The sequence below is a fragment of the Rhizobium sp. Root491 genome, assembly GCF_001427205.1.
GTDB lineage: Bacteria > Pseudomonadota > Alphaproteobacteria > Rhizobiales > Rhizobiaceae > Agrobacterium > Agrobacterium tumefaciens.
The window spans coordinates 57,391-81,449 of the sequence record NZ_LMFF01000014.1 but is presented as its reverse complement, the minus strand read 5'-3'; the positions used below and the strand labels follow the sequence as shown (position 1 = coordinate 81,449).

Sequence of the window (24,059 nt, the reverse complement as noted above, 5' to 3'; positions counted from 1 at the left end):
AGATTCGTAGCATGAGATGGTTTCGCAAACCTAAATGCGAAGACTTCAATATTCTTTCTCGTAAAATATACCGGCTGCACCTTCGCCATTACCGCCCGCTTCACCGCGCAGCTTCACGCCGCGCCCGACATCGAGGTTAATGATGGCCTTTGCGCCGGAATCGCCGCTTTGCTGCAGTTCGAGATAGGTTCGCTCGTTGAGATATTTGCCGGCGGAAACGCGGGCCTGGCCTTCGGAATCCGTCGAGATGTCGAGATCGTCGACACCGAGATTGCTTCGGAGCTTGTCGAACAACGAGGTGGAGCGCCCACCGGCAAGCTGTGCTGCCGCATCCGCCAGCCGCGCGATCTGCAAGGCCGAGAGCTTGGACATGGATTGGCCGAAGATCAGCTGTGCCATAACTTCATCCTGCGGCAGAGCCGGGGTTGAGGAGAAGGCGAATGTCGGGTCGTTGGCATTGCCGGAAACCGCAACGGTGATGGTGGCGGAACCAGCGGTGGACTGCGCCTCCATATCCAGAACCGGCACGAGGCCGCCGCCGAAGGTTATCTTGCCCGTATTGAAATCGAGACGGCGGGTGAGAATTTCGAGCCGTCCACGGCGCATTTCAAAACCGCCGGAGATGACGGGAACAGCTGCCGTACCGCGAATGGTCAGATTGCCGGTCAGTTCTGCGTCGATGCCGCGTCCGCGCACGAAGATGCCGCTCGGTGCGTTTACCTGAAGATCGAGATTGATGGTCGATGAACTACCACTGCCGCCCTGATCGTTGCCGAGTGCCTTTACCTGCGCCCGCACCTGCGGCGGGGCGTTCTTGTGCTTGACGTCGATTTCCGTCAGCGAGGCTGGAAGTTTCTCCGGGATGGTGATGGCGCTTCTGTCCAGCGTCAGCTTGCCGCCAAGCACGGGCGAATTCAGAAGCGGACCCTTCAGCGTCAGCGTGCCGCTTACGATGGTCGTCACCAGCGTGCCATCATTGTAACCGGCGCGGTCCAACGTGATCGTGATGTCGGCTGGAAAGCCCGAACCGCCCGTTATACCGACGCTACCCGTTCCCGAGATCGTTCCACCGCCAGCAAGCTTTCCCGTCAGCCGGGAGATGACGGCGCGATCACGATCGAAGGTGACCGTTGCTGCCAGCCCGTTGACTGTGAGGTTACGGCGCACATCGGTCAGTCGTGTACCATCGGTGGTGATGCTGCCGGTAACGACAGGCGCGGAAGCGCTGCCGGAAATCTTCACATCGATGGCGGCGGTGCCGTCCACATCGAGGCCCTGTGCTGCGGTTTGTGCGGCAACGGCGGAGAAGGGCAACCTCCCGGAAAAGGCCATGGAAAGCGGACGGTTACCGGCAATGCCGAGGGAGCCGCCGCCCGAAAGCGACATGCCGCCCTGACCGGTTACATTCGTATCGATCTGCAGGGTGCCGCCGGCGAAACGGCCGTTTGCCTTGATGCCGAGCGCTGCAAGCCCTGCCGCACGCGTCTGGGCAACCTCGGCATTCGTCCAGTTCAGATTATAATCGACCGCCGGGTCTGAAGCCGTGCCCTTGGCGCTGACCGTTCCGGATATACTCCCCGCCGCATCCAGCCCGGTGGCGAAGGCATTTGCGAGGTTCGCGGGAAGCGAGCGGATATTGGCGTTGATGTCGAGTGTCGAACCCGCCGTGCCGTTTACCTCGACGCGCCCGTCGCCGGTGATGATAGTCAGACCGGAGATGCGGGCCGTGCCGTTCTCGATCGCAATTGTACTCGGCTTTTCAAGCCGTACGGCAATGCCCTTGGGGGCGGCCGAGAAGGCATCGAGCCGCACGGTCATCGGCGATCCTGCGGTATTGGCACTGCCCTTTACCACGAGCGGCGCATTGTCGTAGCGTCCGTTGACATCGAAGTTGGTGGTCGTGCCGGAATGGCCAATGGTCGCATTCAGCGCCGAAATCGCCGCGGTGCCAGCATTGACGCTGTCGGCGCTGACCTTGCCGTTGATGGCGAGCGCCTGAAGGTCGTCAATGGAGATATCGGCAGCGAGCTTCGAAATAACCGTTGTGCCCTGGCGGATAATGCCGCCATTCGCCTTTATCGTCGCGGCAATCCGGCCGTTATCGTTACTGAGTACGATGTCGCCGGCAATATCGCCATCTGCCTGTTGCGCGGCAAGTGCCGCCAGCAGGGCCAAGTCCGGGAAATTGAACGAAAGATTGCCAGATGGCAGGAATTGTTGCGAGAATTGCAGCTTGCCGTTCAAGATATTGCGACCCACTGCCACATGAAGCTCGGGTATTGCCGTGCCGTTTTCTGTCTGCACCACATTGGCGTTGGCGTCGATCTTCTGCCGGTCGAGGCTGCCGCTGGCGGTCAGTTTTGCCTGCGGTGCGGCCGGATCGGCCTTGCCTGCGGCATTGACCTTCAGGGCTTCAAGCTTCCGTCCGGCAAGTGTGGCACTTTCGGAGCTTAAGGTGACATTGAAGTCGGGCGCGGCAAGCGCGCCGCTGGCTTCAATTGCAAAATCGGCAACGCCCTTTGCCTGTGGCGTCAGTTTTTCGAGAGCGGGAAACTTGCCCGTCAGATTGGCGCTCAACGCGTTGTCTTCGAGACTGACATCACCTGTCGCTTCAATTGTTCCGGATTTGACCACGAGGTTCTGAACGCTTGTGCGCCCGCCAATGATCAGGTCGATATCGCCCTGCAAAGCGATGGTGGTATCGAATTTTTCCGCCAGCGCTGGCGGCAGGGTGGCGGGCAACGCAAAGAGCTGCACGCTGGATGTCAGGCGATTGTTGGCGAGGTCGAAACTGCCGTTCAGCGTTCCGCCGACACTGGCGCTCTCCAGCGTCGCGCCATCAAAGCCGATCGTCGACGAGGTGAGGCTGACCGGCGCCTTGATGGTGACCGGCGCACGCACCAGCCGGTCGATATCCGGGCTGACGAAGGACGATTGTGCCACGGAGAGAATGGTGTCGATGGTGCCGCTGCGATCGGCGATGTTGAGATTGCCGCTCCTGGCCGTCAGCTTGACATCATCAAGCCTACCCTGTGGCAGGGAAAGGCTGCGCAACGATGCCGTGGTGTTGAGATGAGCGGCATCAGCGTTGCCTTTCAGGGAAAGATCAATGCCATTGATGAGGGCCTGGATCTCGCCATTGTTCAGCGGCCAGCGGAAATCCACTGGCCCGGCGGTGCCGATGAGGTTGGCACTAAGATCGTTCTGGCCGTTCGGATCCACGGTGCCCGAGGCCGTCAGCAGCAATGTGCCGGTTTCCAGCGTGCTGCTGCCGATTTCGATGCGGCCCTGTGGTGAGAGCGTGGCGTTTGCATCAAGTTTCGTCTCGCCGGCAAAAAGCTGCCGGAAAGCGGGGGGCAGAAGCAGATCGGGCTGGCCGCCGCCTGCGACCTCGATACGCCGCGTGCCGTCGTCTCCTAGTAGATGGTGGCCGGTGACGTTGAGCACGGGGTTGCCGGCGACGTTGCCGCGCAGAGTGCCGGTCCAGTCAGAAAGCGGACCTTCACCGTTCACATCGATCGCCACGGCGGGTGTGCCCGGAAGCGAGAGCAGCGTGGCCAGAAGCCCGCCCTCGGGCTCCTTCATTTCCGCTTTCAACTTCAAGACATTTTCATTCGGCAGAAACGCGATGTCCGCATTGATGGCAGCGTCCGGCGTGCTCTGCCGGTGGGCGGTGAGCGATAGCCTGATATCGTCCTGCGCGGCCTTGAGATTGCCCTCGGCGGTCAGCTCGAAGTCGCGGCCAAGAAGAGATTGTCCGAGGCTAATATCGGGAAAATTGAAACTGTCGATGCCGATTTCAATCGGCAGGGACGAACTGCCGGAGCTTTTGGTCGATGTTTGCTCAGCGGGAAGCGGTTTGCGATCGACATCAATCGATCCGGCCGACACCCGGTCGGCGTGGAAGGTTCCGGCAAGAAGCGAGAGCGGCGACCAGTCAACGGCGATCTGGTTCACGCGGGCGTAAGGTCCCTGCCGATCCGAAAGGGTGACATTGTCGAGCCGCAGGCGACCGGTCAAAAGACCGCTGGGTGGAGAGATTTCGATTGTCTGGTCGGGCGTGGAAACGAGCGATGAAATCTGCTTTGCGGCAATTCTTGCACCCATCGGGGTAAGACCGACGAACAGAACCGCAAGCAACACCAGCACCACGCCGCAAAGAGCAGCGTAGCCCAGCCATCTCAGCAATCGAATCAACGTTGTCATCAAGCGTAATCTACACTCTGTTGCTAGGGTGTTCGATGGCGGCGTTTAAAAAGACTGGCCGATGCCAGCATAAATGCCGAAATTGTTGCCACCATCATATTTTTCAAGCGGCATGGCGACATCAAGACGCAAAGGCCCAAAGGGCGTTGCGTAACGCAAACCAATACCGGCGCCAGCCCGGATATCGGAGAAATCAGGGGTTACGCTGTCGGATACCACACCCGCATCGATAAAGGGCACGATTCCGATCGTATCGGTGACCTTGATACGGGCTTCGATGGAGCCAACCACGTAAGAGCGGCCGCCAGTTGCATCACCGGCTGCATTATAGGGCGATATTTCCTGGTAGCTATAGCCGCGGACGGATCCGCCGCCGCCGGCATAAAAGCGCCTTGTGGTCGGTATGTCCTGCAGATTGCTGCCGCCGACGAGCACGCCGCCGGAAAGCTTTCCGGCCATGATCAAGCGATCTTCGGCGCCGAGTCCCTTATAACCCGAAATAGAGCCTTCAAAGGAGGAAAAGAAAGTGCCGTTCAGCGCTTCGTAGCTGGGCTTGGCGGCCACCGATGCACGAAAGCCTTCAGTGGGGTTGAGCTTGTCGTCGCGCGTATCGCGAACGAATTCCAGCGGTATGGAGGTGGTCAGATATTTGTTCTTGCCGAATGCGTCTTCGGTATCTGCCCACTGCACCTCGAGACCGGCGGCTGCGGTATCGGTGTCGTTCAGCTCATAACTGAAACCGGCGGCTCCCGTTATGGTCTTGGCCTCATAGGTATCGGGATGTTCGGTCTTGGCGATCAGGCTGGTCTTGAATGTGGTGCGCGGGTTGAACATGCCGGGCTTTGTGAAGGTGATGCCCGCCGAATAGTCCATGCCTTCAACGCTCGATGCTTCGGCGATGCGTGAAACCGAACCCTCGATCCGCAGCGATTCCGCCTGCCCGAACAGGTTCCTGTGGCCCCAATACCCCTGGAGGCCAATGCCTTCCGTGGTGGAATATTGTGCGCCGACGCCGAAATAACGGTGCTTGCCCTCTGACACCTCGATGGTGAGCGGAATGGAGCCATCGCGTGACAGTGTTCCTGCTTCCTTGATTGTCAGGCTGGAAAAGACCCCGAGCTGGCGTAGCCGGTCTGCGGCCTTGCGCAGTTTTTCCGGGGAGTAGGGTTCGCCGCCATTGAGGCGCGAATAACGGCGGATGAAGTCGCCGTCGACGGTTTTTTCGCCGGTGACGGTGACCGCGCCGAGCGGTGCCACGGGGCCACCTTCGGCAGCCATGGTAATATCCACCGTATTCGTCGCGTGGTTTGCAACGGCCTCGCGTTTCGTCAGCTTCGCAAGAGGGCGGCCTTCGGCTTTCAGATCATCGATCAGCTTGTTGCCGGCGCGGATGATTGCCAGAGATCCGGCATCGCCGCCGGTGACGAGACCGTATTCTTCAAGGTTGCGGCCCGTCACATCACCCTCGAGCCTGATATTGCCGAGCGTGAAGACCGGGCCGGGGGTGACGGTTATGACCACGGGCACCGGAGCGGAGTGATCGAACACCGGATTGGGTGGCAGATCGTCCACATCCTTGCCGGCGACCGTGACCTTGACGATGCCGCCATATCGGGCGTTTTCGTAAAGCGCTGCGATCAGCCTGTCCCTGTCATCACGCGCCTTGATCAGAAGGCCGAGATCGCCGGAGGCCGGTTTGTCCTTGTCGGCCAGAAGAAGCGAGCTGTTTTCCAGGCTGCCTTTGAGAGATTTGTCTGCATCGGCAGCATTCAGCGTAACGGCATATTTGACCGGATTTATAACTTCGATCTCCGGTTCTTCCGAACCCCAGAGACGCACGCCGAACAGCTTGAAAGCAAAAGCATCGCGAGTAAACGCCGGGTACAGGGCGAACGTAACGGCAACCGCAAGAGCGGTGCCAGCTTTCCGATACGCAATACCTGTCTTCGGGTTAGTCCGTGTTCTTCGCATAAGCTGCTTTATGGTTGAGCATTTATTATGGCTCTGACCCGTTTCCTGTCCGTTAACAGTGCAGTTTAATCATAAATAAACGGCGTTGAGGACCCTTCGGACTGTGTTTTGCCCGCCTTAACGCAAAAAGCCCCGGATGACCGGGGCTTCTGTGCAACGGTATCTCGTGCAGCTATTAACGGCAACGCGCCGTGTAACGCTGACCGTACTGGTCGCGATAATAGCAATAGCCAGGTTCGGATGCATTGCCGATCAACGCGCCGCCAACGCCACCGATCGCCGCGCCTACTGCAGCGCCACGAACGTTGCCCGTGATAGCGCCGCCCAGGACCGCACCGGAAACGGCACCGATCGAAGCACCCTTTTCAGTCTGCGTGCAGCTTGCAAGCGACAGGCCGACCAGCGCAAATATGATTGCCTTTTTCATGAAACTCTCTCCAACGTTACAATGAGCTCTTCGGCTCGGTAGGCGTCCCATATTTATCTGCGGCGACTGCTACCTCCGACCGCCACAGATAACTAACAATTCGATACCGTTTAGGGAAGCCTCCTCTTTCAGGCGTTCTTCCGCGCGTAAATCGATTGCGTCCCAAACAACGGCGCCGTTTGAAAAAGGTTCCAAATTTCCGGGTTTTTTGATGTGAATCAATTTTGTACTTTTCATCGGCGTCTATAAACGGTTTATTGGAATGGTTCAAAACAACGGCGAATTGACGCAGACGCGGTTAAAGCAGCTCGCAAGGGTTGACGGTCCCGGTGTCGAGGCAGAAAACGATCTGGTCAATTCTGGAGCATGGCATGGACTTCGAGGCATTTTTTACGACGGAACTGCAGAGCCTGCATTCTGAGGGACGCTATCGCGTTTTTGCGGATATCGAACGCCAGCAGGGCAATTTTCCCCGCGCGACACGGTACAACGCCAATGGCGAGCGCAAGGACGTAACCGTCTGGTGTTCCAACGATTATCTGGGCATGGGCCAGAACCCCAAAGTCATCGAAGCCATGAAAGCCGCCATCGATCACTGTGGCGCGGGTGCGGGAGGCACCCGGAACATTTCTGGGACCAACCATCATCACGTCCTGCTGGAACAGGAACTTGCCGATCTGCACGGCAAGGAATCGGCGCTGATCTTCACGTCGGGTTACGTTTCCAACTGGGCGACACTCGGCACACTTGGCCAGAAAATTCCGGGCCTCATCATTTTCTCCGATGCGCTCAACCATGCCTCGATGATCGAAGGCATCCGTTACGGCCGTTGCGAGCGGGTGATCTGGAAACATAATGATCTCGAAGATCTCGAGGCGAAGCTCAAGGCAGCCGATCCAAGCGCGCCGAAGCTCATCGCCTTTGAATCCGTCTATTCGATGGATGGCGATATCGCCCCGATCAAGGAAATCTGCGATCTTGCCGATCGTTATGGCGCAATGACCTATCTCGACGAAGTCCATGCCGTTGGCATGTACGGACCGCGCGGCGGCGGCATTGCCGAGCGCGAAGGCCTGATGGATCGCCTGACGATCATCGAGGGAACGCTCGGCAAGGCTTTCGGCGTGATGGGCGGTTATATTGCCGGGTCCACGGCGGTCTGTGATTTTATCCGTTCTTTTGCCTCCGGTTTCATCTTCACGACGGCCCTGCCGCCGTCGCTTGCTGCCGGCGCAATCGCCTCGATCCAGCATTTGAAGGCAAGCCCCTTTGAGCGCGCCCGCCATCAGGACCGGGTACGCAAGCTGCGGGGGCTTCTGGATGCACGCGGCATTCCGCATATGGACAATCCCAGCCATATCGTACCGGTCATGGTGGGCGATGCCGCCAAGTGCAAATGGATTTCGGATATCCTGCTCGACAATCACGGCGTCTATGTCCAGCCGATCAATTATCCAACCGTGCCGCGCAAGACCGAGCGTCTGCGCATCACGCCGACACCGCTGCACACCGATGCCGACATCGAACAGTTGGTCGGCGCGTTGCACCAGCTCTGGTCACATTGTGCGCTGGCGCGCGCCGTGGCTTAAGGCCGCAGTTCAAACAAGAGAAAATCTGGCCGCGTTTACGCGGCCTTTTCTTTGCTGGCGATCAGTTCCCGCGCGTGATTGCGGGCTTCCCCGTCCGCCGAAAATACGTCTTCGATGCTGTTGGCTGATCGGCCGTCATGCATGCGGTCCATGACCGTTTCGACGATTTCGGCCATATCGAGAAAACCGATGCCGCCTTCGACGAAGGCGTGAAAGGCGGTTTCTTCGGCGGCATTCAGAGCCGCGCCCTGCAAGCCTCCGCGCTCCAGCGCCGTGCGCGCCAGTCGGAGCGCCGGAAACCTGGCCTCATCAGGAGCTTCGAAATCGAGCCGCGCCAGTTTGGCGAAATCCAGGCGTTCGACATTGAGATTGCCGCGCTCAGGATAGGTGAGGGCATAAGAGATGGCGGTTCGCATATCGGGCGAGCCGAGCTGGGCGATATAGGAGCCATCCGTATAACCCACCATCGAATGTATGATCGACTGCGGATGAACGATCACCTCCACCTGCTCGGGCCTGAGATCGAAGAGATATTTCGCCTCGATCATTTCCAGCCCCTTATTGAACATCGAGGCGCTGCCGATCGATACCTTCAACCCCATCGACCAGTTGGGATGTGCGCGGGCGATATCTGCCGTGACATTGGCCATCTGCTCACGCGACCAGGTGCGAAAGGGTCCGCCGGATGCGGTGAGTACGATGCGCTCCACGGCCTGTGTGTGATCGCCCGTCAGGCACTGGAAGATCGCGCTATGTTCGCTATCGACCGGGATCAACCTGCCGCCGCCCTGTTTGACCGTGCGCAGGAAAACATCGCCTGCGGAAACGAGGCATTCCTTGTTGGCAAGCGCTATGTCTGCGCCGCGCCGTGCGGCTGTCAATGTCGGGGCAAGACCAGGTGTTCCGGCAATCGCTGCCATTACCCAGCCGGCCTCCATCGAGGCCGCTTCTTCGAGGCCGGATTTGCCCGCCGCAACTTCAATGCCGGTGCCGGCAAGGGCCGCTTTCAGCGCTTCGTATTTGCCATCCTCGGCGGTTACCGCAAGCTGCGCGCCGAATTCACGCGCCTGTTGCGCCAGAAGATCGATGTTTCCGGCGCCGGTGAGCGCCAAAACCTCGAATTGTCTGCGACCACCTAGCTGACGGACGACATCCAGTGTGTTCGTACCGATCGAACCCGTCGAACCCAATATCGTCAGCCTGCGTGGCATTTCACTGGTATCTGTCATCTTCCGTCCGTCGGTCGTTTCCGGTTGCCCGAAACCGATGCATAGTTTCTGGCGACATGCACTAGCCTCTACTCGTGAAAACCCGTCATAACAAGGACACAGCCGGGCTATTGTTTTTGCGGATGGCAAAGCCATATGCAAGAAAAACGATGAGAGAATATTGATGCGACGTTTTCTGGTTTCCAGCGGTTGGATTTTTGCGGCAAGCCTTGTGCTGGTTCTGGTCTTTATTCCTTTCGACCCACGCCTTTCGGAACATGCTCAAGCCCTGCCGGGAAGGATAGTTTCCTTCAATCGCTCCATTACCGATTTCGGTACGTTCAGCTGGATGCTTTATTCCACCGGCGCTCTTGCCATCCTCGCCTATGTCGGCGCGCGGGTCCTGCAGGCGCGGACCTACGCCGGGCGGCTGAGAACGGCATGGCGGCTTCTCGCTTACTTCTTCCTGACGATCGGAACGGCGAGCATATTGGTCCACACGCTGAAATTCCTGATCGGGCGGGCGCGGCCGGAGCTTTTTCTGGAAATGGGTGCCTATAGCCTCACGCCTTTTACCGGTGACAATCTTTATGAGAGCTTCCCGTCAGGCCATTCGACGGCTGCCGGAGCGTTTTTCGGTGTTTTCGCCATGCTGATGCCGCGCTTCCGCTGGGCGTTCCTGCTACTTGCGCTTGTCATTGGTGTTTCACGCGTCATCGTCGGCGCGCATTATCCAAGCGATGTGGCCGCCGGGCTGTTGCTTGGCATGTGGACGGCCATGGCCTTCGCCTTTATCTTTGCCCGGTCCGAAATGCTTTTCCGTTTCGATGCACATGGTTGGCCACAGCCGAAAAATGCAAACCTGCCGGCGGCGGATGCACGATAGAGACGTTTAACGGACAGGGGGGCGGTGATGGAAGAAGCGAAAGTCGTGCCGGAGAATGACGGCAGGGCCGTTCAGCACATCCGCACGTCCGTTGTCGTGGCCGGTGGCGGGCCGGCCGGCCTGATGCTCGGCCTTTTGCTTGCCCGCAGCGGTATAGACGTAACGGTTGTCGAGAAACATGGGGATTTTCTGCGCGATTTTCGCGGCGACACCATTCACCCCTCCACGCTTGAACTGATGGAGCAGCTGGGTTTTGCCGAGGAGTTCCTGAGCCTCCCGCATACGCGTGCGCCTCGGCTGAACGCAGTCATCGGCGGCGAGCGTATCACGATCGCGGATTTTTCGCGGCTGCCGGTCCATCATCGTTTCATTGCCTTCATGCCGCAATGGGATTTTCTCAATTTCATCGTCGGCAAGGCCGGGCAATATGAGAATTTTCGGCTGCTGATGAATGCGCCGGTAACCGGCCTGATCGAGCGCGACGGGCGTGTTGGTGGCCTCATGGTCAATACGCCGGAAGGCCCAATCGAGATCGCCGCTGATCTGGTGGTGGGCGCGGATGGCCGCAACTCCATCGTCCGCGAGGCGGCGGGACTTGAAGTACAGCACTTCGGCATCCCGACCGAGGTGCTTTGGATGCGCCTTTCGAGACAGCCGGGTGATCCGGCCGACACCATGGGCCATGCGGGTTCGCGGCAGGGTTTCGTGATGATCAACCGCGGTGACTACTGGCAATGCGGGTACGTGGTGCGCAAGGGCTTTTTCGCTGACATGAAGATTGAGGGACTTGAAGCCTTCAGGAACCGGGTTGCGGAAATCTGCCCTTTCCCGCGCGAGAGGCTCGACGAAATTACGAGCTGGGATGACGTGCATCTGCTCACCGTCCGTATCGATCGGTTGAAGCGCTGGTGGAAGCCCGGCCTGATCTGCATCGGCGATGCGGCCCATGCCATGTCGCCCGTCGGCGGTGTCGGCATCAATCTTGCCATTCAGGATGCGGTTGCTGCGGCCAATGTTCTGGTGCCGGTATTCACATCCGGCCGGACCATTGCCGATGATGACCTCGCCGCCATAGAGAAACGGCGATCCTTTCCAACCAAGGCCACGCAATTCTTGCAGCGGATGATGCGTGTCGGTCGCAAGAAAGAGCAGGCGGAAACGGCGGAAAAGCCGAAAGGCCCACCCGCCATCGTGCGGGCGATCATGCGGTTTCCACTTTTTGCCCATCTGACCGGCAGGCTGGTGGGGTTGGGCTTTCGTCGGGAAAAGATCGAGACGGTGTGACGCGGCTTAAGCCGCATTCACGATTTCCTTCGCATATTTCAGCCCGATAACGGCGGAACCGATCAGCCCCGGCTCGATCCGGCAAATGGCAGGCACGACGAGCGGCCTGTCGAAGCGCCTGAGAATGCGGCCCCTGACGGCTTCGTCCAGAGCTGTCACGAGTTCCCTTGAATTCGAAAGTCCGCCGCCTACGGGCACGATGGTTGCGCCGGTGACATTGATCACCATCGCCAGCGGCGAGGCGAGAATATCAATGAGTACATCGATGGTTCTTGCGGCTTGCGCATCGCCTGCCTGCCAGGCGGCAATAATATCCTCACTGGTCATATCCTGCCCGTGAAGATGCAGATGCAGCTTTTCCATGCCGCGCGCGCTGCCGATTGCGTCGACACAGCCGGTGAGGCCGCAACCGCATTCGAATCGCGGCAGCGATACCGGTGGATTGCCGGCCAATGTCGCGGCCACTGGCCCATGTCCCCATTCGCCGGCAAAACCGCCGTCGCTGTTGATGAGCTTGCCGTCTATCACCAGCCCGCCGCCGACACCTGTTCCAAGGATAACGCCGAAGACGACGCGATGTCCTTGTCCGGAGCCGATTTCCGATTCGGCGATCACGAAACAATCCGCATCGTTCGAAACGATAACAGGAAGGTTCAGGGCTTTTTCCAGATCGTCTTTTAACGTTCTGCGGTGAATGCTGGGAATATTGGCGACTGTCGCCTTTCCCGTATCAAGATCGATGACGCCCGCGATCGACAGTGATACGCAGTCGGGTGTGCCGCCGCTGTTGTCGATGACGGATTTCAAGCCGGCAGCGAAGTCTTCAAAGCTGGTTTTGGGCGTTGGTATACGCGGTACGGGGCGAATATCGTCCGGGGCATTGGCAATCGCGCCCTTGATGGTCGTTCCGCCGATATCGAAACAAACGATCATGGTTCAGACTCCGGAACGTGTGGCATCGTAGATTTTTTCTCCGCCAATCCATGTTGAATGCATCTGGAGGTCTGGTGTCAGCATCACGAAATCAGCATCGAAACCGGCCAGGAGTTTTCCCTTGCCGGAGGCGCCGATTGCCTGCGCGGGATAGGCGGATGCCATTCGCAAAGCTTCTTCCAGCGGCATTTCCATCTTCTCACGCATGAAGCGGATGCAGGAGAGCATGTCTATATCCGCTCCCGCCAGCGTGCCGTCGGCCAATGTTAGCCGTCCACCGTTGCGATAGACGCGCCGGCCGTTCAGTTCAAAACCGTCATCATCCGTGCCGATGGTGGACATGGCGTCGGTGACAAGGAAGATGCGGGCCGGGCCATTCTTGGCGCGCAGCGCAATGCCGATTGCGGCCGGATCGACATGGAATCCGTCGGCTATAAGCCCGCAATGCAACTTGCCGTTCGAAAGTGCGGCCCCGACCAGCCCCGGCTCGCGGTGGCCAAGCGGGCTCATGGCATTGAAGAGATGCGTCACCATGGAAGCGCCTGCATCAGCATAGGCCGTCGCAACATCGAGACCGGTGTCGGTATGGCCGAGGCTGACGACGATGCCGGCGTCGCTGAGTGCTGCAACCTGCTCGACAGTAACATTTTCCGGGGCAATGGTTGTCAGCACGAAGGGGAGTTCCGCCCTGCAGCCGGTCAGGACCGCGAGGTCGTCTGTCTCCATCTTGCGGATCAACGCCGGATCATGCGTGCCCTTGCGCGCGACGGAAAGATGCGGCCCCTCGAAATGCAGGCCGAGGAAACCGGCCACATGCTCCTTGCCCGCGGCAATCCCCGCCTGCGCCGCCCTGAAAGTCACGTCCGACCGGTCGGTGATGAGCGTCACCATCAAAGCCGTCGTGCCGAACTGGGCGTGGGCGGAGCAGATGCGGGCAATGCCAGCCACATCCGGCTGGTTGTTGAACATGACGCCGCCCCCGCCATTGACCTGAAGGTCGATGAAGCCCGGCGCGATCAATAGTCCATCTGTATCGATCACTTCGGCGTCGGCAGGCACGCTGTCCAGGACAGCGGCAACGCGCCCTTCGCGGATCAGGAGCACCTTGTCATCATGCCATTCGGCGCCATCGAAAATGCGGGCGCCGACAAATGCCTTTATGCCGCTCATTGGGTTTCAGTCACCTTCTTCAATGCCACGGGAGCATCCGGGTTGAAGCCTCTTGCGCGCGACAATTGCTCGATGAAGCCGTAAAACGGTGCGATAAGCAGCAATGCATCGGTCAGGGGATGGTTGGTTTCCACGAATGGCAAGGGCTTGGCCGGGCTACCCTTGGCGGATGTGACGAAAACATTGGCGCCTTTGTGGGCAAGGCTTGCGGCAATATCCGTAACGGAGGTCTCGGCGCGGTCGCGCGCGGCAAAGGCGATTACCGGAAATTTCGGTGCGACCAGCGAAACCGGGCCGTGCATGACTTCTGCCGACGAATAGGCTTCCGCGTGCAGCTCGCAGGTTTCCTTGCATTTCAGCGCGGCTTCCGCGGCAATCGCAAGAGCGGGGCCGCGGCCCAGCATATAAAGTGAATCCTCACCCTTCACAGCCTCGCCAATATGGCTCCAGTCAAGCGCGATCGCCTTGGCGAAATTCTGCGGCAGGGTGCTGACGGCCTTCGCGAGCAGGCTGTCTTCCGTCCATTCGGCAAGGATGGCCAGACCGGCGACAATGGAGTTGACGAAGGACTTGGTTGCGGCAACTGCCTTTTCCGGTCCCGCCTGGATGTCGACGGCGTGATTGGCTGCGTCTCCAAGGGGGGAGGGCAGGGTGTTCACGAGGGAGAAGGTAAGCGCTCCGCCCTTGCGGGCACTTTCCGCCAAAGCGACGATGTCAGGGCTTTTGCCCGATTGCGATACGGCGAAGGCTGCAGCCCGTTCCAGCCGCAGTTTCGTTTGGTAGATCGAGGCGAGCGAAGGGCCGAGCGAGGCGACTGGAAGCCCCGTCTGTAACTCGATCGCGTATTTCAGGAAATGCGCGGCGTGATCGGACGATCCGCGGGCAATGGTGACGATAACGGCCGGGTCACGGGCTTTCAGCTTGTCTCCGGCCTGCCGGAAGTCGGCACTGGTATTGTCCAGCAGACGGGCGACGGCATCGGGAATCTCGTTGATTTCCTGGCGCATCAGGGTTGTCATCGTTTTCTGTCCTTGGTCGATGTGTTTCAGTCGGAGGTCATCGTCAGTTCGGCGACGAGGTCGTAGGCGTCGCTGCGATAAAGGGCGCGCGATATTTCCATGAGGCGGCCGCTTTCGAGATAGGCCATGCGCTGGACGGAAAGTGCAGCAGACCCGGGGGGAACTCCAAGCAGCATCGTTTCCTCATCCGTAAGGTTGCGCGCGGAGATGCGCTGGATGGCGCGGACGGGGCGAATATCGCTTTTCGCAAGCTCCTGATAAAGCGAGTTTTCCACCAGCTGTGGGTCCGGCAGAATATCGCCCGGCAGGCTCGTGACTTCGAGCGCGATCGGCTGGTCGTTGGCAAGGCGCAGTCGCGTCAACCGGGCAACCATGGCGGATTGGGAAAGGCCGAGAGCCATCATCTCGTCACCGGTCGGGTAAAACAGGCCTCTTTCAAGCCAGCGCGTGCTCGCCACCATTCCCCGGCGGCGCATATCCTCTGTAAACGAGGTAAGCTTGGTCAACGGCTGCTGCATACGGGTGATGGGTTTGACGACAAAGGTGCCCGACCCATGCCTGCGGACGAGAAGTCCGTCGCGAACGAGATCGTCCACAGCCTTGCGCACCGTGACGCGGCTGACGCAGGCGCTTTCTGCAATGTCGCGCTCGGGCGGCAGGGCATCGCCATGTTTGAGGCGGCCGCCATTGATGGCGTCTTCAATCGTCTGACGCAGTTTCAGGTAAAGCGGGCCGCCGCCTCCCGATTGCAGGTCGTCCAGATTAAGCGCTGCCCCGTTCATCCATAACCTCTGTCACAATCGATGTGGCGAATTCCGGCTATACCATATGCGTCACAATCGGCAATACCAAAATAGAACCATTAGTGGATTTGTACGATTAATCGGTGGTTTTTTCGATCATTTGCTGAATAATGTGGCCTCTTGCTTGAAATTTTCGCATTAACCAAAAAAAATTTCCGGCAATTGGAATTGCTATAGACGATTGGCATTTTTTTGGTATTGTTTTTGTATCAGTGGCTGACGGCGCTCTATCTTGCGCCTGTCTCCGCTGGAGAAATCGGTCTCCGGTCCTCACTAGGATTTGCGAGATCGAATTTAACTTGACCGTTATGAAAATTAATTTCATCGTGGCGGAAAATTATCGCAGATATCAGGATAGCCAGCAAAGAAATGGTTGCTTCTGCGAAAATGAATTACGAATGAACAGGGAACAAAGTTCATGAAGGTGGGAATTATCGGACTCGGATTCCGTCTCGGTTATCTGGGCTACGTTTTTCACGAGATCGACAAGGATTTCGAGATCGTCGGTTATGTCGATCCTGCCCCGGCCGGTCTGCCGGGTCTTGAGGAAAAGGGCATTTCGGCTGGCAAGGCCTATGATAGCCCCGAGGCGCTGATTGCCGGCGAGACATTCGACCTTTTGATGATCGGCTCACCGAACCATATGCATCTGGAGCATATCCGCATCGGGCTTGAAGCCGGTTGCACCATTTTCTCGGAAAAACCCATCGTCGTCAGCATCGAGGAAAGCCTCGAACTCGCCCGGTTGCTCAACAAGCATGGACATGAGCGGCTGCTGGTCGGTCTGGTCCTGCGTTACTCGCCGCTTTACCGCGATCTGCGCGCCGCGCAGGCCGAAGGCAAGCTGGGTGACGTCGTCTCCATCGAGGCTTCGGAACATATCCCGCCCTATCATGGCGCGTTCTTCATGCGCGACTGGCGGCGTTACGAGAACTATTCCGGCTCCTTCATGCTGGAAAAATGTTGCCACGACCTCGATCTCTATAATGGCGTGGTGGGTGCCCGGCCGCGTTTCGTGTCGAGCTTTGGCGGGCGCAAGAGCTTCACGCCTGCAAATGCTCCGCAAAATGACGGCATCAACGACATGGAAGTCTACCATCGCAAGCCGAGCGGCTGGATGGGTTCCGACAAGGTTTTCGACAGCGACGGTGATATCATCGACTACCAGACCGCGATCGTCGAATATGAAAATGGCGCATCGCTCGCCTTCCATACCAATCTGAACGTTCCCGACGATTTCCGCCGTTTCTGCGTCATCGGCGCCAAGGGCATGGCGGAGGGCGATTTCGTGCGCGGCTTCCTGAACGTGCACAATGCCCGCACCAACGAAAAGACCGTTGCCAAGACCTATTCGGCGGCAACCGTGCTCTCCCAGCATTATGGCGCGGATGAGCAGATGGCCGAGGACGTGATCAACCATGTCGTCGAGGGGACGCCCCTGCCGGTTTCCGCGCTCGATGCGATCGAGGCCGGTATTCTGGCGCTCGCCATGGACGAGGCGCGCCATGGCCGCAAGGTGGTCGATCTCAAGCCGGTGTGGGAGGAATATGATCTGGCACTCCACGGGCAGTTGAAGTCGCCCGCCGTGAAATCGGCTTAAGGGGGCGCTGCGATGGATGCGAAACGCAGCGCGGTCATCTTTGCCTGGCTTCTTCTTTTGCCGGCGCTTTTATACATCACTGTTATTGTTGCTTATCCGCTCGTCGATACCTTCATCCTGTCCTTCACGGACGCGTCGTTGAAAAAGACGACGAACTGGGTGGGTTTCATCAATTACGAGAAGATCTTCAACGAGACTTTCGCCGGGGTCATCACGCGGACCTTTATCTGGACGTTCTTTTCCGTCTCGATAAAGATGATCATCGGCACCTTCGGTGCGGTGTTGCTGAATTCGGCCGTTCCCGGTCGGGCCCTGTTTCGCATCCTGACGATGCCGCCATGGATCGTGCCGATGGCTATCGGCATCTTCATGTGGGGCTGGATGTATAACGGCCAGTTCGGCATGATTTCCGGTGTTCTCCAGAATCTTGGCCTGGTGGACGGTCCAGTCGCCTTCCTCGCCTATGGCAGCACGGCTTTCTGGGCGACCATCATCACCGACGTATGGATCGGCGTGCCGATGGTGACGCTTTATCTGCTGGCGGCAATTCAGGCCATTCCGCAAGATCTTTACGAGGCAGCCTGGACCGACGGCGCCAGCCGCACCTACCGCTTCCGCCGCATCACGTTGCCGCTGATGCTGCCGGCCATGATTACCATGTCGATGATCTCGCTGATTTCGACCTTCAATTCCTTCGACATCATCTGGATCCTGACACAGGGCGGACCGACGGGCCAGACGACGACCATGATCATCGACACCTACAAGACGGCGATCGGTTCCTACAAATACGGTGAGGGCGCAGCGCGTGCAGTGCTGATCTGCATCTTCCTGTCCATATTCACCTACTTCTACTTCCGCATCACCAGCCGTATCTCGCAGGAGACCAGCCGATGACCGACAAAAATGCGATGATCAACCGTTACAGATGGTATGAGATCGTCGGGATTTATTGCGGCATCGCCGTATTCCTGACCTTCGTGCTGGCGCCGTTTGTCGAAGGGTTTCTGGTTTCGCTGAAACCGCTCAGCCTGCTTTTTTCGTCACCGTATAAGTTTTGGCCGGAAAACGGCTCCTTCGAGGCTTACCGGACCATGTGGGTTAGCGTTCCCGGCTTTGCCCGCTACGTCTTCAACTCCTTCTTCATCTCGACGATATCGACGATCATCGTTCTGCTTCTGGTGGTGCCGGCGTCCTATGCTTTCGCGCGGTTCCAGTTTCGCGGTCGCGGGCAATTGCTCGGCGCGTTTCTGGCGATCAACATGTTCTCCGGTGCGGTGCTTTTGATCCCGCTTTACCGGCTGATGCGCAATATGGGCGTCCTGAACACCTATCTGGCGATGATCATTCCCGGCGCCGCCTTTTTGATCCCCACTGCCATCTGGCTTTTGCGAACCTACATGCTGCGTATTCCGCGCGAACTGGAAGAGGCGGCCTATGTAGACGGCGCGAGCTATTTCTACACCTTCCGCCGGGTGATCCTGCCGCTTGCGATGCCTGGCATCGCCGTCGTGTCCATCACCACCTTCATCGGTGCTTATGCGCAGCAGTTCATCTTCGCGCTCACCTTCAATTCCAAGACCGAATATATGCCGCTGCCCATCGGCCTGTTTGCCTATTTCGGTCGTCAGGAAGTCGTCTGGAATGAGTTGATGGCGGCCAGCTTCGTCGGCATTGCGCCGGCCATGGTCGTCATCTTCTTCATGCAACGCTATCTCGTCAGCGGGCTTACCGCAGGCGCGGTGAAATAATCAACAATAGGAACGACCACCAGAAAACGGGAGACTATCTATGGCACTGAAACATTACGGATTGGCGCTTTGCGCCTTCGCATTTGCCGGTTCCACTGCCCTTAGCACGGTGGCGGCACACGCCGCCGACAAGGAGATCAGCTGGATCTATTGCGGCGACAAGATGGACCCCATCCATGAAAAATACATCAAGGAATGGGAAGGCAAGAATGCCGGCTGGAAGGTCGTTCCGGAAGTCGTCGGCTGGGCGCAGTGCCAGGACAAGGCAACCACGCTCGCTGCCGCCGGCACTCCGGTCGCCATGGCCTATGTCGGTTCGCGCACGCTGAAGCAGTTCGCACAGAACGACCTCATCGTTCCGGTGCCGATGACCGAAGAAGAAAAGAAGACCTATTACCCTAACATCGTCGACACGGTTACCTTCGAGGATACGCAGTGGGGCGTGCCCGTCGCCTTCTCGACCAAGGCGCTCTATTGGAACAAGGACCTCTTCAAGCAGGCCGGTCTCGATCCGGAAGTGCCGCCGAAGACCTGGGCTGAAGAGATCGCCTTTGCCAAGCAGATCAAGGAAAAGACCGGCGTCGCCGGTTATGGCCTGCCCGCAAAGACCTTCGACAACACCATGCACCAGTTCATGCACTGGGTTTACACCAATAACGGCAAGGTCATCGACGGCGACAAGATCACCGTCGACAGCCCGCAGGTTCTTGCAGCTCTGAAGGCCTACAAGGACATCACGCCTTACTCCGTCGAGGGTCCGACGGCCTACGAGCAGAACGAAATCCGCGCTATCTTCCTCGATGGCAAGGTTGGCATGATCCAGGCGGGATCGGGTGCTGCAACCCGCCTGCAGGAAACCAAGATCAACTGGGGTATCGCAACCCTGCCGCTCGGCCCTGAAGCCAAGGGTCCCGGCACGCTGCTCATCACCGACAGCCTCGCGATCTTCAAGGGAACCGGTGTCGAAGAAAAGGCGACCGAATTCGCCAAGTTCATCACCTCTCCCGGCCCGCAGGGCGAATACGAACTGCAGGGCGGCGCTGGCCTGACCCCGCTTCGTCCGTCGCCGAAGGTTGATGAGTTCATCGCCAAGGACCCCTTCTGGAAGCCGCTGATCGACGGTATCGCCTATGGCGGTCCCGAGCCGCTCTTCACTGACTATAAGGGCTTCCAGGACACGATGATTGAGATGGTGCAGTCTGTCGTTACCGGCAAGGCGACACCGGAAGATGCCGCAAAGAAGGCATCTGCCGCTCTCGAGCAGTACAAGTAATCCACATTTATAAGGTTGCGGGCGCAGGTCGCCCGCAACTCATAATTCGTTGCGAGAATACCCGCCGCTATGACGGCAGGAGCTTCTCGTGTGTTTCAACGGTTCCGATAAGGCGCGATTTTTCCGTGTCGCGGAACGTCTCTGAACGCAGCCTGATGTCGGCTGGTGACGGGAGAGGCAAGTTTTGGGTCAGCTTTATCTCAACAACGTCCGCAAGAACTATGGACATTTCGAAGTCATCAAGGGCGTTCAGCTCGACATCAGGGATGGCGAGTTCGTCGTTTTTGTCGGTCCCTCGGGATGCGGTAAATCCACATTGCTGCGCATGATCGCCGGCCTTGAGGATATTTCCGCCGGCGACATCGTCATCAACGGCGTGAAGGTCAATGACTTGCCGCCGGTTAGACGCGGCATCGCCATGGTATTCCAGTCCTATGCGCTCTATCCGCATATGACGGTTTTTGAAAACATCGCTTTTCCCCTCCGCGTCGAAAAGATGGAAGAGGGCAAGATCAAGGAAAAGGTCGAGGCCGTCGCGAAGATCCTGCAACTCGACCAGCGCCTGCAGCAGCGTCCCGGCATGTTGTCCGGCGGCCAGCGCCAGCGTGTAGCGATCGGCCGCGCCATCGTTCGCGAGCCGAAGATATTCCTGTTCGACGAGCCGCTTTCCAACCTTGACGCCGCACTTCGCGCCGACATGCGTATCGAGCTCACCAATCTGCATCGGACGCTGAAGGCGACGATGATCTACGTGACGCATGACCAGGTGGAAGCCATGACCATGGCTGACCGCATCGTGGTGCTGAATGCGGGCGAAATCTCCCAGGTCGGCGCGCCGCTGGAACTTTACCACAAGCCCGCAAACCTGTTCGTCGCCGGTTTCATCGGCAATCCGAAAATGAATTTCCTGAAGGTCACCTGCAAATCCGTCAGCGCCGATGGTGTGACCGTGGAGTATGAGGGCCAGACAATCACCGTGCCGGTGGAGCCGCGCGCCGGTCTTGAAGGCACGCAACTGACGCTCGGCATTCGCCCGGAACACACCGGTCTCGAAACGGCCGACCTGAATATCAAGGTCGCGCCCAGCGTTATCGAGCGGCTGGGTGTGAATACGATCGCTTATGGCGTCGCGCCCACGGGTGAAAATTATTGCGCGCTTCTTTCCGGTTCTGCGCCTGTTGTCGTCGATGAAACCATCGTCACCGGTATCAAGGCGTCGGATTGCCATCTGTTTGATGAAAGCGGCACATCGCTCGAACGGCGTGTCGATCTTTCTGTCCTCAAACTGATACAATAAAGGGCGGGAACCGGGCCATGAAATCTGTCTCGCCATGCCCGGTTTTCTGCGACGCTATCGGTTTTCAGCGGTCTTCGTCTTCCAGACGAAAAAGCAACGCCGGGCTTTCGGCCCGGCGTTCAAAACGGTCTGGCAGGTCCGCTGGATCACGGCATGGGATTGGGCATGTATCCGGTGAAACCACTGATTTTCCAGCGACCCTCATGCAGTCGGCAATAATAGAGCGTCTGCCATTTCATGACGTCGAAGCTGCCGTCGGCCTTGCGAAGCCCGCCGTCGAACTTCTTGCGAACCAGTGCGGTCTCACCTTCCACTTCGATTTCTTCCAGCGTGGTGGTGGTGAAGATCGCATTGCGCGGGTCTTCAGCGAATTGCTGGGTCTGGAAATCCTGCGCCTGTCGCAGCCATTCGTCGCGATAGGCGTCAAGCGAGGGGAAGGACAGGCGCCAGTTGTCCGGGTTTGCATCCCGGTTGGCGTTGATACCGAGAAAGCCGTCCTTTACGAAATCATCCGCGACTTTCGACCAGTCGGCAGTGAGGAAGGCGTCGATATCCCGTGTTACCAGCATGTCCCAGATGGAGTGGCGGGCGACGTCTGTTTCGGGAAAAGGGTTTTTGAATGGGTCGCGCATGATTCAGGTCCGTTGTTGAAATTATTTTCAAGATTTGGATATTTCTCTGGCGAAGATTGTTGGCATATGCTCATCTCGCAATCAACAGAGAAAATAATTTTCAAATCAAAGGTGTCCGGCGTGTCGTCAACGGGGCGAAACATGGTCGATTCATGGGTGTGTACGGTTGACGGGCGTCTCGGATTAGGGTGCATCGGAAACGGGGCCAAGCCTTAAGTTTTGGCGGAACGGAGACCGGTGAGCATGGATATTTTCGCAAAGATTCAAGACGACAGGGGACAGTTCTCGCAATCGGAGCGGCGGATCGCCGATATTCTGGTTTCGGACTTCGAGTTTGCGGTCAATGCATCGATCATCGAGCTTGCCGCCCGCGCCGAGGTTTCCCCGCCAACTGTGACGCGGTTCTGCCGCCGTCTGGGTTGCCAGAGCTTTTCGGATTTCAAGGTCAGCCTTGCCAAGACCGCTTATGTCGGCATCCGCTACCTCACCTCGGAACCGACCAGCACGGGCCCGTCGGACGTCGCCGAGGAAGTGCTTGCCAAGGCGCAGGAGGCGCTTTTCCTGCTGCACAAGACGCTCGATCCCGCCCTGGCCGACGAAGCGGCCGTCCGGATTGCCAATAGCGGCATGATCTACGCGTTTGGAGCCGGTGGTAATTCCTCGATGATCGCCTCGGAAATTCAGAACCGGCTGTTTCGCCTTGGCCTGCGCGTTTCGACCAGCGCCGATCACAGCATGCAATTGATGATGACTGCCGCTGCGCGGAAGGAAGACGTCATCATCGGATCCTCCTTTTCCGGCCGCAACATGGAATTGGTGAAGTGCTTCAGGCTGGCGCGGGAAATGGGGGTTACCACCATCGCGCTGACCCAGAGCGATACGCCCGTCGCCTTGGCGGCCGATATGGTGGTGGCCGTCAACGTGCCTGAGGGAAACAATATCTTCCGCCCAACATCATCGCGTTATGCCTATCTGGCGGCGGTTGATGTTCTGGCGACGCTAGCTGCCTATCACCACCGGCAGCGGTCGATGGTGACCCTGCGGCACATCAAGCAGCAGCTTGTGGAGCATCGTGATCCGGACGACCGGCAATTGCTGGGTGACTAGAGCATTTCCAGTGAGCCGCGTAGCGGTTTCACGCCCGAAAAATGCGTAAAAACAAAGATGTAGAGCGGCTTGACCTCAAAACCCGCTCTGGAAAGCCTCGAAGGAGTAGCATGACATGCAGGACAGGAAAGACAAAGTCGCCGTCGTAACGGGCGCGGCGGGCGACATCGGCCGGGCAATTGCCGCGGCGCTTTCTGAAAGCCACGCGAAGGTGGTGTTGGTCGATATCGATCCCGACGCCCTTTCCAATGCGCTTTCCCTGCTTTCCGGTTCCGCCTTCGTTTCGAAAACCTGCGACGTCACCGATCCGCAGGATCTTGCAAGGCTGGCCTTGGAGGTTGGGGAGCTGGGTGATGTCGCGACCCTCGTCAACAATGCCGGTGCTGCAAGGGCCGTCAGCCTGCACGACACGACCGCAGAGATATGGCGCAAGGACAATGCCCTTAACTTGGAAGCACCGTTTCTCTGCTTCAGGGCTTTCGAGGACGCGCTTAAGCGCACGCAAGGGTCTGTCATCAATATCACCTCCGTCAACGGCATGGCTGTGTTCGGCCATCCCGCCTATAGCGCGGCAAAGGCAGGCTTGATCCATCTGACGAAGCTGATCGCTGTCGAATACGGAAAATTCGGCATCCGTTCCAATGCTGTTGCTCCAGGAACCGTGCGCACGCAGGCTTGGGAAGCGCGGGCGGCAGTCAATCCTCAGGTCTTCGAGGAAGCGAAGCACTGGTATCCGTTGCAGCGCATCGTGAGGCCTGAGGATGTCGCCAACGCCGTCGCTTTTCTAGCCGGGCCACAGGCAGCGGCTATCAGCGGCGTGTGCCTGCCGGTGGATTGCGGCCTGACGGCAGGGCAGGCGCCGCTCGCCCGCACTTTCTCACAATCCGAACACTACTGACCGAA

General features: G+C 58.4%; 19 protein-coding genes. 10 read left to right on the top strand and 9 right to left on the bottom strand.

Going from position 1 to position 24,059, the window contains the following annotated elements; genetic code table 11:
- Positions 1-45: 45 nt before the first annotated feature.
- The 3 genes from ASD46_RS15320 to ASD46_RS15310 form a co-directional block, all read right to left on the bottom strand.
- The gene (locus ASD46_RS15320; RefSeq protein ID WP_025594536.1) at positions 46-4,206 is read right to left on the bottom strand and encodes a translocation/assembly module TamB domain-containing protein; all 4,161 of its coding nucleotides are present in this window, start codon (positions 4,204-4,206) and stop codon (positions 46-48) included.
- A gap of 45 nt (positions 4,207-4,251) precedes the next feature.
- Positions 4,252-6,177, bottom strand: coding sequence for an autotransporter assembly complex protein TamA (locus ASD46_RS15315; RefSeq protein ID WP_019566066.1), 1,926 nt, complete (start codon positions 6,175-6,177; stop codon positions 4,252-4,254).
- A gap of 175 nt (positions 6,178-6,352) precedes the next feature.
- Positions 6,353-6,604 (bottom strand): YMGG-like glycine zipper-containing protein, encoded by a 252-nt coding sequence (locus ASD46_RS15310; protein ID WP_003492347.1) that lies wholly within the window; start codon positions 6,602-6,604, stop codon positions 6,353-6,355.
- Between the two features lie 371 nt (positions 6,605-6,975).
- On the opposite strand from ASD46_RS15310, the gene hemA reads away from it, so the two are divergent.
- A complete protein-coding gene (gene hemA / locus ASD46_RS15305; protein WP_003516756.1) occupies positions 6,976-8,193 on the top strand; it encodes a 5-aminolevulinate synthase in 1,218 nt (405 codons plus the stop codon).
- 35 nt (positions 8,194-8,228) lie between these two features.
- On the opposite strand, the gene dxr is transcribed toward hemA, so the two are convergent.
- Positions 8,229-9,422, bottom strand: a complete 1,194-nt coding sequence (gene dxr, locus ASD46_RS15300) for a 1-deoxy-D-xylulose-5-phosphate reductoisomerase (protein WP_025594535.1) — start codon at positions 9,420-9,422, stop codon at positions 8,229-8,231.
- Positions 9,423-9,585: 163 nt separating this feature from the next.
- On the opposite strand from dxr, the gene ASD46_RS15295 reads away from it, so the two are divergent.
- Positions 9,586-10,287: a phosphatase PAP2 family protein gene (locus ASD46_RS15295; RefSeq protein ID WP_025594534.1), complete on the top strand. Its 702-nt coding sequence runs from the start codon at positions 9,586-9,588 to the stop codon at positions 10,285-10,287.
- Positions 10,288-10,314: 27 nt separating this feature from the next.
- On the top strand, positions 10,315-11,571 hold the full coding sequence (locus tag ASD46_RS15290; RefSeq protein ID WP_025594532.1) for an FAD-dependent oxidoreductase: 1,257 nt from the start codon (positions 10,315-10,317) through the stop codon (positions 11,569-11,571).
- 6 nt (positions 11,572-11,577) lie between these two features.
- Here the strand turns inward: ASD46_RS15290 and ASD46_RS15285 are convergent, their stop codons facing one another.
- The 4 genes from ASD46_RS15285 to ASD46_RS15270 are packed head-to-tail and all read right to left on the bottom strand — an operon-like array spanning position 11,578 to position 15,475.
- A complete protein-coding gene (locus tag ASD46_RS15285; RefSeq protein WP_025594531.1) occupies positions 11,578-12,504 on the bottom strand; it encodes an ROK family protein in 927 nt (308 codons plus the stop codon).
- Positions 12,505-12,507: 3 nt separating this feature from the next.
- Positions 12,508-13,674: an N-acetylglucosamine-6-phosphate deacetylase gene (gene nagA, locus ASD46_RS15280; RefSeq protein ID WP_003516764.1), complete on the bottom strand. Its 1,167-nt coding sequence runs from the start codon at positions 13,672-13,674 to the stop codon at positions 12,508-12,510.
- A complete protein-coding gene (locus ASD46_RS15275; RefSeq protein ID WP_025594530.1) occupies positions 13,671-14,693 on the bottom strand; it encodes an SIS domain-containing protein in 1,023 nt (340 codons plus the stop codon). Before ASD46_RS15275 ends, nagA begins: the two co-directional genes overlap by 4 nt.
- A 26-nt stretch (positions 14,694-14,719) precedes the next feature.
- Complete coding sequence (locus tag ASD46_RS15270) at positions 14,720-15,475, bottom strand: GntR family transcriptional regulator (RefSeq protein WP_003516768.1); 756 nt, start codon at positions 15,473-15,475, stop codon at positions 14,720-14,722.
- 439 nt (positions 15,476-15,914) lie between these two features.
- Between ASD46_RS15270 and ASD46_RS15265 the strand changes: the two genes are divergently transcribed.
- The 5 genes from ASD46_RS15265 (at position 15,915) to ASD46_RS15245 (ending at position 21,417) form a co-directional block, all read left to right on the top strand.
- Positions 15,915-17,096, top strand: a complete 1,182-nt coding sequence (locus tag ASD46_RS15265; RefSeq protein WP_035198773.1) for a Gfo/Idh/MocA family protein — start codon at positions 15,915-15,917, stop codon at positions 17,094-17,096.
- 12 nt (positions 17,097-17,108) lie between these two features.
- The gene (locus tag ASD46_RS15260; RefSeq protein ID WP_003516771.1) at positions 17,109-17,993 is read left to right on the top strand and encodes a carbohydrate ABC transporter permease; all 885 of its coding nucleotides are present in this window, start codon (positions 17,109-17,111) and stop codon (positions 17,991-17,993) included.
- Complete coding sequence (locus ASD46_RS15255) at positions 17,990-18,847, top strand: carbohydrate ABC transporter permease (RefSeq protein ID WP_003516772.1); 858 nt, start codon at positions 17,990-17,992, stop codon at positions 18,845-18,847. The genes ASD46_RS15260 and ASD46_RS15255 overlap by 4 nt, the downstream gene beginning before the upstream one ends.
- Positions 18,848-18,887: 40 nt before the next feature.
- Positions 18,888-20,120: an extracellular solute-binding protein gene (locus tag ASD46_RS15250; RefSeq protein WP_060642519.1), complete on the top strand. Its 1,233-nt coding sequence runs from the start codon at positions 18,888-18,890 to the stop codon at positions 20,118-20,120.
- 184 nt (positions 20,121-20,304) lie between these two features.
- Positions 20,305-21,417: an ABC transporter ATP-binding protein gene (locus ASD46_RS15245; RefSeq protein ID WP_003516776.1), complete on the top strand. Its 1,113-nt coding sequence runs from the start codon at positions 20,305-20,307 to the stop codon at positions 21,415-21,417.
- A 146-nt stretch (positions 21,418-21,563) separates the two neighbouring features.
- On the opposite strand, the gene ASD46_RS15240 is transcribed toward ASD46_RS15245, so the two are convergent.
- On the bottom strand, positions 21,564-22,049 hold the full coding sequence (locus ASD46_RS15240) for a hypothetical protein (RefSeq protein ID WP_013636865.1): 486 nt from the start codon (positions 22,047-22,049) through the stop codon (positions 21,564-21,566).
- 243 nt (positions 22,050-22,292) lie between these two features.
- On the opposite strand from ASD46_RS15240, the gene ASD46_RS15235 reads away from it, so the two are divergent.
- Entirely contained in the window at positions 22,293-23,156 is an 864-nt protein-coding gene (locus tag ASD46_RS15235) for a MurR/RpiR family transcriptional regulator (protein ID WP_003516783.1), read from the top strand.
- A gap of 115 nt (positions 23,157-23,271) precedes the next feature.
- Positions 23,272-24,054, top strand: coding sequence for an SDR family oxidoreductase (locus tag ASD46_RS15230; RefSeq protein WP_025594525.1), 783 nt, complete (start codon positions 23,272-23,274; stop codon positions 24,052-24,054).
- The last annotated feature ends 5 nt before the right edge of the window (positions 24,055-24,059 follow it).

Excerpts from the sequence above, each read along its gene's own strand:
- ASD46_RS15320 (WP_025594536.1), bottom strand. The coding sequence starts at position 4,206 with ATGACAACGTTGATTCGATTGCTGAGATGGCTGGGCTACGCTGCTCTT.
- ASD46_RS15315 (WP_019566066.1), bottom strand. The coding sequence starts at position 6,177 with ATGCGAAGAACACGGACTAACCCGAAGACAGGTATTGCGTATCGGAAA.
- ASD46_RS15310 (WP_003492347.1), bottom strand. The coding sequence starts at position 6,604 with ATGAAAAAGGCAATCATATTTGCGCTGGTCGGCCTGTCGCTTGCAAGC.
- hemA (WP_003516756.1), top strand. The coding sequence starts at position 6,976 with ATGGACTTCGAGGCATTTTTTACGACGGAACTGCAGAGCCTGCATTCT.
- dxr (WP_025594535.1), bottom strand. The coding sequence starts at position 9,422 with ATGACAGATACCAGTGAAATGCCACGCAGGCTGACGATATTGGGTTCG.
- ASD46_RS15295 (WP_025594534.1), top strand. The coding sequence starts at position 9,586 with ATGCGACGTTTTCTGGTTTCCAGCGGTTGGATTTTTGCGGCAAGCCTT.
- ASD46_RS15290 (WP_025594532.1), top strand. The coding sequence starts at position 10,315 with ATGGAAGAAGCGAAAGTCGTGCCGGAGAATGACGGCAGGGCCGTTCAG.
- ASD46_RS15285 (WP_025594531.1), bottom strand. The coding sequence starts at position 12,504 with ATGATCGTTTGTTTCGATATCGGCGGAACGACCATCAAGGGCGCGATT.
- nagA (WP_003516764.1), bottom strand. The coding sequence starts at position 13,674 with ATGAGCGGCATAAAGGCATTTGTCGGCGCCCGCATTTTCGATGGCGCC.
- ASD46_RS15275 (WP_025594530.1), bottom strand. The coding sequence starts at position 14,693 with ATGACAACCCTGATGCGCCAGGAAATCAACGAGATTCCCGATGCCGTC.
- ASD46_RS15270 (WP_003516768.1), bottom strand. The coding sequence starts at position 15,475 with ATGAACGGGGCAGCGCTTAATCTGGACGACCTGCAATCGGGAGGCGGC.
- ASD46_RS15265 (WP_035198773.1), top strand. The coding sequence starts at position 15,915 with ATGAAGGTGGGAATTATCGGACTCGGATTCCGTCTCGGTTATCTGGGC.
- ASD46_RS15260 (WP_003516771.1), top strand. The coding sequence starts at position 17,109 with ATGGATGCGAAACGCAGCGCGGTCATCTTTGCCTGGCTTCTTCTTTTG.
- ASD46_RS15255 (WP_003516772.1), top strand. The coding sequence starts at position 17,990 with ATGACCGACAAAAATGCGATGATCAACCGTTACAGATGGTATGAGATC.
- ASD46_RS15250 (WP_060642519.1), top strand. The coding sequence starts at position 18,888 with ATGGCACTGAAACATTACGGATTGGCGCTTTGCGCCTTCGCATTTGCC.
- ASD46_RS15240 (WP_013636865.1), bottom strand. The coding sequence starts at position 22,049 with ATGCGCGACCCATTCAAAAACCCTTTTCCCGAAACAGACGTCGCCCGC.
- ASD46_RS15235 (WP_003516783.1), top strand. The coding sequence starts at position 22,293 with ATGGATATTTTCGCAAAGATTCAAGACGACAGGGGACAGTTCTCGCAA.
- ASD46_RS15230 (WP_025594525.1), top strand. The coding sequence starts at position 23,272 with ATGCAGGACAGGAAAGACAAAGTCGCCGTCGTAACGGGCGCGGCGGGC.